This window comes from Vibrio sp. D420a, from assembly GCF_030248625.1.
Classification (GTDB): Bacteria; Pseudomonadota; Gammaproteobacteria; order Enterobacterales; family Vibrionaceae; genus Vibrio; species Vibrio fortis_A.
The window spans coordinates 204,899-219,694 of record NZ_JAHGAN010000029.1 but is presented as its reverse complement, the minus strand read 5'-3'; the positions used below and the strand labels follow the sequence as shown (position 1 = coordinate 219,694).

General features: G+C 45.1%; 13 protein-coding genes. 2 read left to right on the top strand and 11 right to left on the bottom strand.

All coding sequences use genetic code 11. From position 1 onward, the window contains the following. Positions 1–15 precede the first annotated feature (15 nt). The 6 genes from KI743_RS19455 to lptD all read right to left on the bottom strand — a co-directional run bounded on the left by KI743_RS19455 (position 16) and on the right by lptD (position 6,791). On the bottom strand, positions 16–819 hold the full coding sequence (locus tag KI743_RS19455; protein WP_285467803.1) for a symmetrical bis(5'-nucleosyl)-tetraphosphatase: 804 nt from the start codon (positions 817–819) through the stop codon (positions 16–18). A 30-nt stretch (positions 820–849) separates the two neighbouring features. Then, positions 850–1,230, bottom strand: coding sequence for a Co2+/Mg2+ efflux protein ApaG (gene apaG / locus KI743_RS19450; protein ID WP_032553035.1), 381 nt, complete (start codon positions 1,228–1,230; stop codon positions 850–852). Positions 1,231–1,310: 80 nt separating this feature from the next. After that, on the bottom strand, positions 1,311–2,126 hold the full coding sequence (gene rsmA, locus KI743_RS19445; RefSeq protein WP_032553036.1) for a 16S rRNA (adenine(1518)-N(6)/adenine(1519)-N(6))-dimethyltransferase RsmA: 816 nt from the start codon (positions 2,124–2,126) through the stop codon (positions 1,311–1,313). After that, a complete protein-coding gene (gene pdxA, locus KI743_RS19440; RefSeq protein ID WP_032553037.1) occupies positions 2,123–3,112 on the bottom strand; it encodes a 4-hydroxythreonine-4-phosphate dehydrogenase PdxA in 990 nt (329 codons plus the stop codon). The genes rsmA and pdxA overlap by 4 nt, the downstream gene beginning before the upstream one ends. After that, the gene (surA, locus tag KI743_RS19435; protein WP_285467801.1) at positions 3,102–4,397 is read right to left on the bottom strand and encodes a peptidylprolyl isomerase SurA; all 1,296 of its coding nucleotides are present in this window, start codon (positions 4,395–4,397) and stop codon (positions 3,102–3,104) included. Before surA ends, pdxA begins: the two co-directional genes overlap by 11 nt. 45 nt (positions 4,398–4,442) lie before the next feature. Then, positions 4,443–6,791, bottom strand: a complete 2,349-nt coding sequence (lptD, locus tag KI743_RS19430; protein WP_285467800.1) for an LPS assembly protein LptD — start codon at positions 6,789–6,791, stop codon at positions 4,443–4,445. A 149-nt stretch (positions 6,792–6,940) separates the two neighbouring features. Here lptD and djlA point away from each other — a divergent pair, with 149 nt between their 5' ends. After that, positions 6,941–7,795: a co-chaperone DjlA gene (djlA, locus tag KI743_RS19425; RefSeq protein ID WP_285467799.1), complete on the top strand. Its 855-nt coding sequence runs from the start codon at positions 6,941–6,943 to the stop codon at positions 7,793–7,795. A gap of 51 nt (positions 7,796–7,846) precedes the next feature. Further along, on the top strand, positions 7,847–8,392 hold the full coding sequence (locus KI743_RS19420; RefSeq protein ID WP_285467797.1) for a DUF924 family protein: 546 nt from the start codon (positions 7,847–7,849) through the stop codon (positions 8,390–8,392). Positions 8,393–8,464: 72 nt separating this feature from the next. Here the strand turns inward: KI743_RS19420 and KI743_RS19415 are convergent, their stop codons facing one another. The 5 genes from KI743_RS19415 to leuA form a co-directional block, all read right to left on the bottom strand. After that, complete coding sequence (locus tag KI743_RS19415; protein ID WP_285467795.1) at positions 8,465–9,247, bottom strand: DUF547 domain-containing protein; 783 nt, start codon at positions 9,245–9,247, stop codon at positions 8,465–8,467. Positions 9,248–9,581: 334 nt separating this feature from the next. Continuing rightward, positions 9,582–10,184 carry a 3-isopropylmalate dehydratase small subunit gene (gene leuD, locus KI743_RS19410; protein WP_032553047.1) on the bottom strand — a complete coding sequence of 201 codons (603 nt, stop codon included), beginning with the start codon at positions 10,182–10,184 and terminating at the stop codon, positions 9,582–9,584. Positions 10,185–10,199: 15 nt separating this feature from the next. Further along, positions 10,200–11,612: a 3-isopropylmalate dehydratase large subunit gene (leuC, locus tag KI743_RS19405; protein ID WP_032553048.1), complete on the bottom strand. Its 1,413-nt coding sequence runs from the start codon at positions 11,610–11,612 to the stop codon at positions 10,200–10,202. 99 nt (positions 11,613–11,711) lie between these two features. Beyond that, positions 11,712–12,803, bottom strand: a complete 1,092-nt coding sequence (gene leuB, locus KI743_RS19400; protein WP_150870817.1) for a 3-isopropylmalate dehydrogenase — start codon at positions 12,801–12,803, stop codon at positions 11,712–11,714. A gap of 86 nt (positions 12,804–12,889) precedes the next feature. Further along, positions 12,890–14,437 carry a 2-isopropylmalate synthase gene (gene leuA, locus KI743_RS19395; RefSeq protein ID WP_032553051.1) on the bottom strand — a complete coding sequence of 516 codons (1,548 nt, stop codon included), beginning with the start codon at positions 14,435–14,437 and terminating at the stop codon, positions 12,890–12,892. Between the last annotated feature and the right edge of the window lie 359 nt (positions 14,438–14,796).

Sequence of the window (14,796 nt, the reverse complement as noted above, 5' to 3'; positions counted from 1 at the left end):
TCTCGTATCTCGTATTTATAGCGCTTTCTGTGTGAAGAATTTCTTATCTTCCCAGCGCAAGATGGTGAGCTCTCCTCCCCATACACACCCGGTATCCAAGCCAATGACATCTTTGCCTTGATAGCCTTCCAGTGCTGCCCAGTGGCCAAACAGTACCGTTTTATCGAGCTGTTTACGCTGTGGTAGGTTAAACCAAGGAATAAACTGGTTATCTGACACCTCTTTTGGTGGGAGTTTACATCCCATATCCAAACGCCCATCTGGGAAGCAAAAACGCATGCGGGTAAAGCTGTTAATGGCATAGCGATAGCGTTCGATTTTTTCTAAATCCTTGCTCCAGAGATCGGGAGTGTTGCTGTACATATTCTCGATCAGCCACGGCCATTTGTCTGACTGGAGGAGTTTGCTTATCTTGTCGCTCTCTTTACGAGCGCGCTTTAGGCTCCATTGAGGTGAAATACCAGCATGCGCCATCACAAATTCATCGTGCTCTTGCATTAGTGGCTGTTGTCGCAACCAGCTCAGTAGCTCTTCTCTGTCTGATGCATCTAGAATCGGTTGAGTCTTGTCTTTCGCTTTAGCAGGGAATAAGCCTTGAGACACGGCAAGCAAGTGCAAGTCATGGTTACCTAACACCACCTTTGCAGAGCTGCCAAGAGCGCGGATATATCTCAATGTTTCTAATGACTTGGGGCCACGAGCGACCAAGTCTCCTGCCACCCATAAGGTGTCTGTGCTCGGGTTGAATTGGATCTGTTCAAGAAGCTGCTCAAATTCATCAAAGCAGCCTTGGATATCTCCGACAATATAATTCGGCACGTTATTTCCTGTTAAATCAATGGGGGAGGGTTAGTTAAGAATATTGGGGATAGCCAAGCGAAACGGTTCAATCTCAGCAATAAATTCAGCCCCTTTACTGTCGGTCATGACGTAATGTCCTTGCATTACACCAACAGGGGTCTCGATGACAGTCCCACTGGTATAAGTGTATTCGTCACTGGACTCAATCACAGGTTGTTGACCAACGACACCATCTCCCTCAATAGAGAGTTGTTTTCCGTTAGAGTCGGTGATCAACCATCGTCTAGAGAGCAGTTGAACGGTCTCTTGGCTGAGGTTTTTGATTGTAATGATGTAGGCGAAGACGTAGCGGTTCTTAGTCGGCTCTGATTGGTCTTCTATGTATTTAGAGTGGACTTGGCACTTAATACAAGGCGTTGATACATCCATATTCGCACCTTTTTGTTATCGTTCAATCTAGAGTATTACATAAAAAAGAGGCTCCTAACCGTAGCTAGGAGCCTTTTTATTTATTTTGTCGCGTTGTGGTTATCGTATAACCAGTTCGCCATATCCACGAATTGCACCAGAGTAAGGTTTTCTGGACGCATGCTCGGGTTGATATCCAATTCTTCCAGAACTTCTTTGCTTATCAAAGATTTGTAGCAGTTGCGGACCGTTTTACGACGTTGGTTAAAGCCTTCACGACATACGCGGTCTAACCACTTCAGGTCTTTAGCTGGGTATGGAAGCTCTTCGTATGGCTGAAGACGAACCACTGCCGAATCTACTTTCGGTGGCGGAACGAACGCTGTTGGTGGTACTTCAAGTACAGGCGTTACTTTACAGTAGTACTGAGCCATAACCGTCAAACGGCCGTAAGCTTTGCTACCCGGCCCCGCTGCTAGACGGTTTACCACTTCTTTCTGAAGCATAAAGTGCATGTCTTTAATGTCTTTATGGAACTCAAAAAGGTGGAACATTAACGGCGTAGAAATGTTGTACGGTAGGTTACCGAAGATACGCAGTTTGTTGTTTGGCTTAACGAGCTGATCGAAGTCGAACTTCATCGCATCGCCTTCGTGGATCGTCAGCTTATCCGCTAGATCTGGATGAGTGCGTAGGCGCTCGGCTAGATCTCTATCGAGCTCAATCACGGTGAATTTGTCAACCAGTTTGCCCACTGGCTCTGTGATTGCACCTAGACCTGGGCCAATTTCTACTAGGTTTTGGCCTGGTAGTGGGTTAATGCTCGATACGATCCCGTCAATAATATACGGATCGTTTAGGAAGTTTTGACCAAAACGTTTACGCGCTTTGTGCCCTAAGTGGACATCATTTCTCATTGCTTTTTCTCTACTAATTCAATGGCGTGCGTGAGCGCTGTTCTAAAGCTCCCTGTATCAGCTTGGCCTTTCCCTGCCAAATCTAAGGCGGTGCCATGATCGACCGATGTACGAATAAATGGCAAGCCAAGCGTGATATTCACTGAGCGACCAAAGCCTTTGTATTTTAGTACAGGCAGAACTTGGTCGTGATACATACCTAAAACAGCATCTGCATCTTGCAAATATTTTTCATTGAAAATGGTGTCTGCTGGTAATGGACCAATCAGGTTTATGCCATCTTCTCGGCGAATTTTTTCGAGTGTTGGAGTGATGGTTTCAATCTCTTCACGTCCTAAACAACCATCTTCGCCGGCATGTGGATTTAGTCCACATACATAAATGTTAGGTTTCTCAATCGCAAATTTCTCAACGAGATCTCTATTTAGAATTTCGATAATTTGCGCAAGTCTGTCTTCGGTGACGGCTTGGGAAACATAGGCTAAAGGAATATGCGTTGTGACAAGCGCAACACGTAGTCCTTCAGTTGCCAACATCATTACAACTAATGGTGTGTTGGACTTCTCAGCAAAGAACTCAGTGTGACCGCTAAAAGCGACCCCAGCACGGTTAATTACTCCCTTATGAACAGGGCCGGTGACAATAGCATCAAATTCATTATTCATACAGCCTATTGCGGCAGTTTCTAATGTATTTAATACATAATGACCATTAGCTTCATTGAGCGTGCCAGCAATTGTGGGTTCTGCCATTGGAATATGGTTAACCACTAAGGTTCCGGCTTGCTGAGGTTGAGGTGCATCGTCACTTTTGTAGTCGAGTAGCTCAACATCTAAATTGAGGAGCTTTGCACGCTCAGCCAGCATTTGTTTATCTGCACACACCACTAATTGATGTGGCCAGCTCTCTTGAGATAGAGCCAATACTAAATCTGGACCGATACCGGCAGGTTCACCCGCCGTTACCGCAATTCTTCTAGTTGTCATCTTGCTCTTCCTCAACCATCTCTACAAAAGCACTTGCGCGAATCTCTTGTAGCCAAGCGCCAGCCTCTTCATTGAACTTACGGTTGAATAGAATCTGGTAAGCCTTGTTTTTAAGTGCTGAATCCGTGCGGTCTACTTCGCGGCGGTCAAGAACTTCAACAATGTGCCAGCCGTGAACGGTTTTAAATGGTGCACTGATATCGCCTTCTGGAAGGGTCTCAACTTGGTGTTTAAACTCGGGTACATACAGGTCTGGAGTCTGGTAACCCAGTTCACCGTTTTGAACTGCTGAGCCAGGGTCTTGGCTGTATTGCTGTGCCAATTCACCAAAGGTCGCTTCACCTGCTTTAACACGGCGTGTGATGTCGAGTAGTAGTTCTTGCGCACCTTCATCGCTCAAGATAACCGTTGGCTTCACTAGGATGTGTCGCGCATTTACTTCGGTAACTGCAACAGTTTCAAGACCTTTCACATCTTCGATTTTTAGAATATGGAAGCCTACACCACTTCGGAACGGGCCGATGATGCTGCCTTTATTCTGAAGTTTGATTTGGTCTGCAAAGATTGTTGGCATCTCTTCTTTACGCATCCAACCCCAATCACCGCCTTGCAGTGCTTTAGGACCTTTTGAGTAAGTGTAGGCCATGGTGCTGAAATCTTTGCCTGAGTTTAGTTCTTCAACAAGCTCATTGGCTTGTGCTTCTAGCTCTTCTTTGGTCTGGTCATCGTTAAAACGAAGCTGGATGTGGCCAATTTTGTATTGAACTGTTGCATTGGTTTCTTGCGCTAGGATGTCAGCTAGGTTATCGACTTCCGCTGGTAGGATATTGATTCGACGACGAACCAAAGCATTGCGCGCTTCGCTCGCGGCAATCTCTTTTCTTACCTGTTCGCGGAACGCGTTGTAGCTTAGGCCTTCTTCAGCGACTGAAGCGGTCAGTTGCTCAACGGTCTGGTTGTTGTCTTTAGCGATGCCTGTGATAGCTTGATCAAGGCGGCTATCATCGATACGTACACCAATGCGTTCTGCTTCTTGAGTTTGAATGGTGTCGATGATCAGTTTCTCTAATACCTGATCCTTTAGCACCTCTTGAGAAGGCAGAGTTTGTCCGCTTTTCTTAGCATTAGCACGTAATGTTTTCATCGAGGTGTCGATGTCACTTTGTAGGATAACGCCTTCGTTTACGATGACTTTTACTTTGTCTAGCTCAACAGGAGCTGCGTGGCTTACTGAAACAGTACAAGCAGTAGCAAGCGCGATTAGTGTGTGTTTCCACAGTGTCATGTGTTGTCCTTTCTATTTATCGGTTAAACACCAATAAACTCTAAATTAGTTATTTAAGAAGAATGGGCGGCCATACTCTAATGAGTTACCAGAGCTATCAAAGCCAGAAGTATTTGAGCCTGTGCCTGCTGCTGTACCAAAACCAACAATACCGAAGTTGATACTAAAGTTGTTTTCATAAACAGGGTCTGAGTTTAGATCTGAGTAACCGCCACCTGACCAGCTTCTCAATTCGTTGCTGTAGGTGACACCTACGTACCAACAGTCATCTTTGTAACGCAGGTTAGCGAGCCACTCGATAGCAATGTTTTCATTCATATCGTGGTAGTACTGGGCGCTAGCGTACCATTTTGGAGAAAACTGATAGCCTGTCACTAAGCCTGCTTGAGAAATACCATCACGGGTGATCTCATCAATATTAGTGATGGTGTCGCCTACATTGTCTTCAATGTATTCGCGGGTAACATAGCGATAGTTCGCTTGTACGAAGCCGTTCTCATCAATACGGTATTCAACCGTGCTGTTGGCCAGTTGCATGTCGCCATCGTCGATGTCGTATTGAACGCCGCCATGGTAGAAGAGGTAGTCATCGTAGTTGAAATCGATCTCGACAGCCCATGATGAGTAGCTCGTTTGTCCCTCTTCATCAGATGAAGCGCCCGGGTTCTTGGTATTTCTATCGATGAAGAAAATCTGACCAAAAGAGATGTTGAGTCGTTCTTTGTATTCATCGTCAAAGAAACGCGAAGAAGCACCATAGCTTAACTGGTTTGCTGCAGCTATACGGTCAACGCCACTATATTTACGGCTACGGAATAGGCCATAGTAGTCGGTTTGCAATAGAGTGGTATCGTATAAACCGATTTCACTTTGATCTTGCTTAGGTACGTATAAATATTGAACCTGCGGCTCGAGAGTTTGAGTATATCCAGTCAGGTAAGTTGTATCACGCTCAAGAATAATACCCGCATGAGTTCGAAACTCTGGGATCACTCGACTTGCTGTATCAGTGAGTTCTGGATTAGCCGCTAGGATAGTGCTGTCCAAATCTTGGTCATAGTAGGTGCCGAGCAGTCGGGCTTCTGTTGTCCAAGAGCCCCAAGTAGTGCTCAGAGGCACCTTAATTCCAGGTTCTACATGGACGCGAGTTGCAGATGGCTTGCTATCCGAATCTGTGTCAAAGCGTGAGATGTGACTGATCACATCCATCTCGACCGTATCCCAAATCAGAGGAGCGTAGTAGTTGAACTTAAGTTGTGGCATTACGCGATAAGGTTGGTTCTCACTTTCGGTTAAAACCTGAAAATCACGTACAGCTAAAGATGCGTCCCAATTTAGTGCACGATAAGCGACTTCACCTGACTGCATTAATTGACCGTCTTCACGGTTACCAATACTTGAATCCACATCCGTAAAATAATCTACATCGCTGACTTTTGAGTAATCGACGTCAAATTTCCAAGCTTCTTTGTAGATACCATTAAACTCAAACTGACCGCCCCAACGACTGCCTTTCTCTTTGAATTTTCTGTCGTTATCTAAGTACTCAAATGTGACCGTACTCTGACCAAACTGGCTTAAATGGCGGAATTCATTGTTTAGCTGAGTACCACGCTCAGACATGTACTTCGCTGTAGTTTGAAGATCGTAGTTCGGTGCAATGTTCCAGTAGAACGGTACTTCTGTTTCGAAACCATCGCTTGAGCCGTAAGAAAATGTTGGGTAAAGGAAACCTGTTTTACGACTCTCACCTACTGGAACCGTTAGGTATGGCAGGTAAAAAATGGGAACGTCTAATACTTCGAAGCGAGGGTTAATGAAAGTCGCGCTCTCTTCATCTTGATCAAGCTCGATATTGGAAGCTTTCAGGCGCCAAGATTTGTCACCAGGAGGACAAGAGGTGATCGTACCGTCTTCCAACTCGTAAACAGCTTTACCTGTGCGTGCAATGTATCTTGCATCACCACGGCCAGACTCACACAGCATCTGATACTGAGTATTTTCCAGCTCAAACTCATTGGTAGTGAGGTTGTTGGTCACTTTATCTGATGTGGCTTTGAACTGTCCGTCATTGAAAGTTACATTCCCTTCTGCGACAACAATATTCTCTTGCTGGTGTAAGGTAACCGTCTCGGCTTCAATGGTTTTGATGCCTTGAGTCACTTTTACAGACCCCGAGTAACTTGCTTTCTCACCGTTAACGGCTTCTAGGCGATCGGCCTCGACGTATGCCGGTGCATTAAGGTCTGAATCTTCAGATGATGCGATCAAACATTGATCTGTAGAGGGCATTTCCTGCACACTATCATCAATTGTTGTTTCAGCTTGAGTTGTCGGCACAAATAACGCAGAGCTGATCGATGCGGCTAACAAGGTGCGGGAGAAACATTGCATGAAGTTGAACTATCCTGTGTCACTAGAAGGAGGGTTGATCTAGTATCAATCCAATTAATAAAGCTTTGTCCTTATGATAAAGGAAATCTTAGCATTCAGCACCATAAGACAGCAGTACTCGAATAAAATTCATAGATAGAGAACACATAATGCAAATATTTGGCAAAATTTTGGGCGCTTTTTTTGGTTTCTTGTTTGGCGGACCCTTAGGCCTAATTTTTGGCCTATTTCTTGGTCATCAATTTGATAAAGCGCGCCGTTTAAATCAGTCAGGCTTTAACACTTCGGGGTTTGGTAGTGGGCCAAGTCAGGCTGAGAAGCAACAAGAGTTCTTTAAAGCGGCATTCGCGGTTATGGGACATGTTGCTAAAGCGAAAGGTCAGGTGACACGTGAAGAGATCCAATTAGCATCCACAATGATGGAGCGCATGAATCTTCATGGTGACCAGCGTATAGCCGCTCAGAATGCGTTCCGAGATGGTAAAGAGAGTGACTTCCCACTAAAAGAAACCTTGGAGCGAGTTAAGATTTCATCGGGTGGCCGCTTTGATTTGCTGCAGTTTTTCCTTGAACTCCAAGTATCAGCAGCGTTTGCTGATGGCAGCTTGCACCCTAGTGAACGCCAAGTTCTGCACAAGATAGCTCAAGGACTTGGCTTTTCATCGGAGCAGCTAGAGCGCCGCCTACAAATGCAAGAAGCGGCTTTTCGCTTTCAACAGCAAGGTGGCAGTTTTGGCGGTGGTCACCATCAAGGGCAGTCTTCCGGCTGGCAGCAGGCGACTCAACAAGATCAACTGGCGGATGCTTTTAAGGTACTCGGTGTGAGTGAGTCGGCAGATGGTAAAGCGGTGAAGAAAGCCTACCGTAAGTTAATGAATGAGCACCATCCAGACAAGCTTATGGCAAAGGGCTTACCACCAGAAATGATGAACGTTGCGAAAGAGAAATCTCAGGAAATTCAAAACGCTTACGATCTAATTAAGAAGGTCAAAGGCTTCAAATAATATCAATAGAGTCGCTCATTACAGCGGCTCTTTTTGTTTACAGGAGTAGATATGACAGTTAGTTATCAAGATGTTTTAGCGTTCTGGTTTGACGAATTAACCCCTCGAGATTGGTTCAATGGTGGCAAGGAAATCGACCTGCTGATAATAGAGCGCTTCGCTGAGCTACATTCTGCGGCAGTACAAGGCGAATTGTATACATGGCGTGAAAGCGCGTTAGGTCGTCTGGCAGAAATCATAGTGTTAGACCAGTTTTCAAGAAATATTGGTCGCGATACGCCACAAGCATTCTCCGCGGACCCAATGGCATTAGTCCTGGCCCAAGAAGCGGTGGCTGGTGGTTACGATCACCAACTCAGCGAACAACAGAAAAGCTTTTTATACATGCCTTATATGCACAGTGAGTCGTTGATGATTCATGAGAAGGCGGTCGAGCTGTTTAGTCAAACGGGGTTGGAACATAACCTCGATTTTGAGTTTAAACATAAGGTGATCATTGAAAAGTTTGGTCGCTATCCACACCGTAATCAAGTGCTTGGACGCGTTTCAACAGAAGAAGAACTGGCATTTTTACAGCAACCAGACTCTAGTTTCTAACACGCCCTAACTATCCATAAAATCAAGAGTAAGCCGTGGCTTACTCTTGAACCTTCATTGAATGCTATCAATTTATTTCGCTTGGTTGAGTGCCCAATCATATTCGTAATCGATGTTTTTTACGTTTGATAGCGGTTGAGTGCGATACTGATTGAGGTGCTCGATGAGTTGCTCCTGAGTACCAAAATCGGCGATAAACCAGTCATAAATTGAAGAGAGTTGTAATTTATTCTTTTGCACCAAAACTCCTTTGTCGCTGTTCACAAACTGACGAGCAGCCTGTTCCAGTAATGCTTCGGTGTTTTCAGCAGTGAAAGCTTGAGTTTGAAGGTTAGGGCAACCTAAGCTGGCACAGTTGACGGCGTAATGTGTTCTAGGGTCTTGCCAAATTGGGCGTAAAATTCGGTGCTCAATATCGTTCAGGGTCAGTGCTTTACTATTAATGGTAACGACTTCGTCTCCCCACGGACCAAAACTAAACAAACCGCCGAGTTTGGTGATCGATTTGACTGGATAAGCATCTAAGATTAGCTCCACAGTTATCGCATTGTAGAGATTTACCCAGTAGGCATATTGCTCCGCTTGAGGGAATTGTCGAGGGTCAGTGTTGGCGAGTTGTTCAATATACTGCTTCAGCAGTGAGCGATCATTAGAGCTAACGGCTTGGTAGCGGATGAGATGGTTTTGTCCGTCGATAACAATATAATTATCAAGAAACTGCTGCCAAGTAGCGTGAGAAATGGTGCCACTGTTTGACTCATTACTTTGATCCCAATATGACCATAGTTCTGATTTTGGTGCTGAAAAAGCCAATGAAGAAAAGAGTAGGCTAATAACTAGAAGTAGGTTTTTCATAAATGTTCTCCCTAATGACATCTATAAGACCTTGGCTACCCACACTTTCTTTCAACTTTTGCTAGTTTAAAGCCTAAGCATCAAAAAAGTTAAAGCCTAGACATCAAAAAAGGCTGACCTAAGCCAACCTTTTGAGTGTTACTAATACCAATCGTAGTAAATAATTGCTCAACCTAGCTTGCTAAAATGCTCGATAACTGCGTTAGAATTTTTGATTGTAGAATAACTACTTATCGAAAAATTCTGCCTTGTTCTCAAGCTTTTTTTCTGCGCTATTTTTGATCACTTACTTACTGTGATTGGTATAACATTGATTCTAGCTTGCGTTTAGGTGTTACTTTAGAAAGCTAGGGATGTTTGCTTCATACGCAGAAATTTTCTCTTCGTGTTGTAGCGTTAAACCAATGTTATCTAAGCCATTTAGTAGACAATGACGACGGAATTCGTCAATCTCAAAAGAGTACTCTTTGCCGTTCGCACGAACCACGTTTGCTTCTAGGTCTACTTCAACTTCAGCCCCTTCATTCGCTTCAACGAACTGGAAGATTTCATCGACTTCTTGCTCAGTTAGGCGTACTGGCACCATCTGGTTATTGATGGAGTTACCATAGAAAATGTCGGCGAAGCTCGGTGCGATCATCGCTTTAATACCGTAATCTGCTAGTGCCCAAGGTGCGTGTTCACGTGATGAACCACAGCCGAAGTTTTCACGAGCCAACAAAATAGAAGCGCCTTGGTAGCGTGGAGCGTTCATTACAAACTCTGGGTTTGGTTGCTGACCTGCATCATCTAGGAAACGCCAATCATGGAAAAGGTGTTTACCAAAGCCCAAGCGAGATACTTTTTGTAGGAACTGCTTTGGAATGATGGCGTCGGTATCAACGTTCGCAGCATCTAGAGGAACGACTAAACCAGTGTGTTGTTTGAAACCTGACATGTTAAATCCTCTAAATTAAAGTTCACGAATATCGACGAAGTGGCCAGCGATCGCAGCAGCAGCGGCCATTGCAGGGCTAACTAGGTGCGTACGACCATCACGGCCTTGGCGACCTTCGAAGTTACGGTTAGACGTTGATGCGCAACGCTCTTGAGGACCTAAGCGGTCATTGTTCATTGCAAGACACATTGAACAACCAGGTAGACGCCATTCAAAGCCAGCTTCTTTAAAGATTACATCTAGCCCTTCCGCTTCAGCTTGCGCTTTAACTTGTTCAGACCCAGGAACGATCAGAGCCTGTACATGAGATGCGACTTTACGACCTTTCGCTACAGCTGCTGCAGCGCGCATGTCTTCGATGCGAGAGTTAGTACAAGAACCCACGAATACTTTATCTACGTTGTAGTCAGATAGAGACTTGCCTGCTTCTAAGCCCATGTAAGCCAATGCTTTTTCAGCCGAGGCTTTTTCAACAGGGTCAGAGAAGCTGTCTGGTGATGGGATAGGAGTATCAACCGAGATAACTTGGCCTGGATTAGTACCCCAAGTCACTTGAGGTTTGATATCTGCAGCATTTAGTGTAACAACCGCATCAAACTCTGCGTCGTCATCGGTTTTCAGTGTGTTCCAGTACTCAACAGCCGCGTCAAAATCATCACCTTGTGGCGAGAATTTACGGCCCTTGATGTATTCGTATGTGGTTTCGTCAGGTGCGATAAGACCCGCTTTGGCACCTAGTTCGATAGCCATGTTACAAACCGTCATACGACCTTCCATCGTAAGATCGGTAATGGCTTCACCACAGAATTCAACAACATAGCCTGTACCGCCAGCAGCCGTTGTTTCACCGATGATCGCCAATACGATATCTTTAGCGGTGATGCCTGGAGCGACTTTGCCTTTTACTTCGATTTTCATGGTCTTAGCGCGAGCTTGTTTTAGCGTTTGAGTTGCTAGCACGTGCTCTACTTCTGAAGTACCGATACCAAAGGCTAGTGAACCAAATGCGCCGTGTGTCGCTGTGTGCGAGTCACCACAAACGATGGTCATACCCGGTAGCGTAATACCAAGCTCAGGACCCATTACGTGCACAATACCTTGGTATTTGTGGTTCAAATCGTAAAGTGTAACGCCAAACTCTTCACAGTTTTTCGAAAGCGTTTCCATCTGGATACGAGCCATCTCACCTGATGCATTGATGTCTTTGGTTTGAGTCGAAACGTTGTGATCCATAGTCGCGAAAGTCTTACCAACTTGGCGAACTTTACGTCCCTTTTCACGAAGGCCATCAAAGGCTTGCGGTGATGTTACTTCGTGTACTAGGTGGCGATCGATGTATAGGATTGGGTTTTCACCCTCAGCTGCAACGGCAACGTGCGCGTCGTAGACTTTTTCGTATAAGGTTTTGGCTTGCTGGTTTGTAGACATAGCTTGTTCTTCCTTGGGAGCATTAATCCCAGTGCTTATTTCAGCTCACCGCTTTGCAGTCAGTGAGCCGATATTGTTCTTATAGAGTGTTACGTGATCTTAAGCTTCTAGAATGTACTGTGCGATCTTATCGCCCATCTCTGAAGTGGTTAGTGCTGGTTTGTCGCCAGCAAGATCAGCGGTTAGTTCACCTGCAGATAGCGCTTTTGAAACTGCCGTCTCAATCGCTTGTGCTGCCTCTTCTTCACCTAAGCTGTAACGCAGCATCAATGCCGCAGACAGGATTTGAGCGACTGGGTTTGCGATGTTTTTGCCTGCGATGTCAGGTGCACTGCCGCCTGCTGGCTCGTATAGACCGAAGTTGCTCTCGTTTAAGCTAGCAGAAGGTAGCATGCCCATAGAGCCGGTGATCATTGCACATTCATCTGAGATGATGTCACCAAAGATGTTCGAACAAAGCATCACGTCAAACTGAGACGGGTCTTTAATAAGTTGCATCGTCGCGTTATCAATGTACATGTGGTTTAGCGTTACATCTGGGTAATCTTTTGCTACTTCTTCAACAACTTCACGCCACAAGATAGAGCTTTGTAGAACGTTCGCTTTGTCAATTGAGTAGACATTCTTGTTACGTAGACGAGCAGATTCAAAAGCGATTTTAGCGATACGCTCGATCTCGTAGCGGTGGTAAACCTCAGTATCGAACGCTTTTTCATTTGCGCCTTCGCCTTCACGACCTTTTGGTTGACCGAAGTAAATACCACCCGTTAATTCACGAACAACGACGATGTCGAAGCCGCGATCAGAGATGTCTGCACGAAGTGGTGAGAATGACTCTAGACCTTTGTGGATCTGTGCTGGGCGTAGGTTACAGAACAGTTGGAAGTGCTTACGTAGAGGAAGTAGGGCACCACGCTCTGGTTGGTCGTTTGGTGGAAGGTGTTCCCACTTAGGGCCACCGACAGAGCCGAATAATACAGCGTCAGACTCTTCACACCCTTTAACTGTTGACTCTGGTAGTGGGCAACCGTGATTATCGATCGCGATACCGCCGACATCATACTCTTCACGTGCAAAGCTAATTGCATGTTTCTTTTCAATAGCGTCTAACACTTTATGTGCTTGTTGCATTACTTCTGGGCCGATGCCATCGCCAGGTAGTACGGCAATTTTGTATGATTTGTCAGTCATGTTAATCCTTTAATTTCTTCGTGCTTGGAGGAGCGTTAATTTGTTTCCTAGCTCTCCTATATGAGAGAGCCAGAGAGTGATTCTGTTTATACGGTTTCGATTCGTTGCTGTTTCATTTCAGCAATCGTGTCTGCACGTTGAATGCTATTGATAACATGCAGTAGCGCTTGGCCAGATGCTTCTACGATATCTGTTGAAACGCCTGTACCGTGGTATTTGCGACCTTTGTAGTTAGCGATGATGTCGGCTTGACCCAAGCCATCTTCACCTTCACCTTTTGCCGTTAGGTCGAACTTGTCTAGTACGATCTCGTAACCAGTCAAACGGTAGATACATTGGTATAGCGCATCAACAGGGCCATTACCGACTGCAGCTTCACACTTCTCTTCATCACCACATTGCAGCTTGATGCTAGTGGTCGACATAACACTGCCAGATTGAACACTTAGGTAGTTCAACTTGTAGAAATCATCTTCGTCGCGAAGGTTAGCGAAGTGCATCAAGGCTTCTAAGTCGTAATCGAATACTTGACCCTTACGGTCTGCTAGCTTCAAGAAATCTTCGTACAATGAATCTAGGTTGTACTCGTTTTCTTGGTAACCCATCGCATCCATGTGGCTCTTAACGGCTGCACGGCCACTGCGGCTGGTTAGGTTTAGCGCTTTATCTTTAAGACCAATCGATTCTGGAGTCATGATCTCATAGGTATTTTTGTTCTTAAGCATGCCGTCTTGGTGGATACCTGAAGAGTGGCTAAAGGCGTTCGCACCGACAATGGCTTTGTTGTCTTGGATTGGCATGTGACATAGCTGGCTCACTAGCTTACTGGTACGGTGGATCTCTTCATGTTTAAGACCCGTATGAACACCTAGTAACTCTTGGCGTGTCTTGATGATCATTGCGATCTCTTCAAGAGAACAGTTACCCGCACGCTCACCAATACCATTGATCGTACCTTCGACCTGACGAGCACCCGCTTGAACCGCAGCAATAGAGTTGGCGACTGACATACCTAGATCATCGTGACAGTGAACAGAGATGATCGCTTTATCGATGTTAGGTACACGGTTGAATAGTGTTTGAATAATGCCACCGAACTCATTTGGCACTGTGTAGCCCACAGTATCTGGAATGTTGATGGTCTTTGCGCCTGCATCAATCGCGGCTTCTACCATGCGACATAGGTTGTCAATTGGTGTACGACCAGCATCTTCACAAGAGAATTCAACATCATCAGTGTAGTTACGTGCGTGTTTTACTGCTTTAACACCCATCTCAACCACGTCGTCGTAACTGCGACGAAGCTTGTCTTGTACGTGGACTGTAGAAGTTGAGATAAAGGTATGAATACGAAATGCTTCAGCAACTTTCAAAGCCTCCGCTGCTGCATCAATATCTTTGGCAACGGCACGAGAAAGGGCACAAATACGGCTGTTTTTGATGTTCTTTGCGATGGTTTGCACTGACTCAAAATCACCCGGAGATGAAACTGGGAAACCAGCCTCGATAACGTCCACACCGAGTCTTTCAAGTGCATAAGCAATTTGTAACTTCTCTTTTACTGTCAGGCTTGCAGCTAGTGCCTGCTCGCCGTCTCGTAAAGTCGTATCAAAAATTATCACTTGATCGTTCATGGGTGCTTCCTTATATCGATATCGTATCGATTGCTATCCAAAATATTATTGAGAATGATGTTCTTTTAATGAGCTTAGTTACAAAAAAACCCGCTTAGCGCGGGTTTTAATATTTGTGCAGTTCTTGACCCACAACTTACCCACGCGATTGGTTCACGATAAGGAGAAGTTTCAGCAGTCGAGAAAAAGAAAACGTCATGGCACAAATATCCGTAAATAAACTGTTAACACCATATTTACCGTAATTTATTCTGAGCGTCAAACGTGAAAATCCAATATCGGCGTGCATTGTGAGCTTTTTCATTTTGTTTGTGCTGATTTTTATTTGTTTATTGGTTTTTTGTTTTGCTTTTTGCTTT

Excerpts from the sequence above, each read along its gene's own strand:
- leuD (WP_032553047.1), bottom strand. The coding sequence starts at position 10,184 with ATGTCAGGTTTCAAACAACACACTGGTTTAGTCGTTCCTCTAGATGCT.
- KI743_RS19420 (WP_285467797.1), top strand. The coding sequence starts at position 7,847 with ATGACAGTTAGTTATCAAGATGTTTTAGCGTTCTGGTTTGACGAATTA.
- lptD (WP_285467800.1), bottom strand. The coding sequence starts at position 6,791 with ATGCAATGTTTCTCCCGCACCTTGTTAGCCGCATCGATCAGCTCTGCG.
- KI743_RS19415 (WP_285467795.1), bottom strand. The coding sequence starts at position 9,247 with ATGAAAAACCTACTTCTAGTTATTAGCCTACTCTTTTCTTCATTGGCT.
- apaG (WP_032553035.1), bottom strand. The coding sequence starts at position 1,230 with ATGGATGTATCAACGCCTTGTATTAAGTGCCAAGTCCACTCTAAATAC.
- djlA (WP_285467799.1), top strand. The coding sequence starts at position 6,941 with ATGCAAATATTTGGCAAAATTTTGGGCGCTTTTTTTGGTTTCTTGTTT.
- pdxA (WP_032553037.1), bottom strand. The coding sequence starts at position 3,112 with ATGACAACTAGAAGAATTGCGGTAACGGCGGGTGAACCTGCCGGTATC.
- leuA (WP_032553051.1), bottom strand. The coding sequence starts at position 14,437 with ATGAACGATCAAGTGATAATTTTTGATACGACTTTACGAGACGGCGAG.
- rsmA (WP_032553036.1), bottom strand. The coding sequence starts at position 2,126 with ATGAGAAATGATGTCCACTTAGGGCACAAAGCGCGTAAACGTTTTGGT.
- surA (WP_285467801.1), bottom strand. The coding sequence starts at position 4,397 with ATGACACTGTGGAAACACACACTAATCGCGCTTGCTACTGCTTGTACT.
- leuC (WP_032553048.1), bottom strand. The coding sequence starts at position 11,612 with ATGTCTACAAACCAGCAAGCCAAAACCTTATACGAAAAAGTCTACGAC.
- leuB (WP_150870817.1), bottom strand. The coding sequence starts at position 12,803 with ATGACTGACAAATCATACAAAATTGCCGTACTACCTGGCGATGGCATC.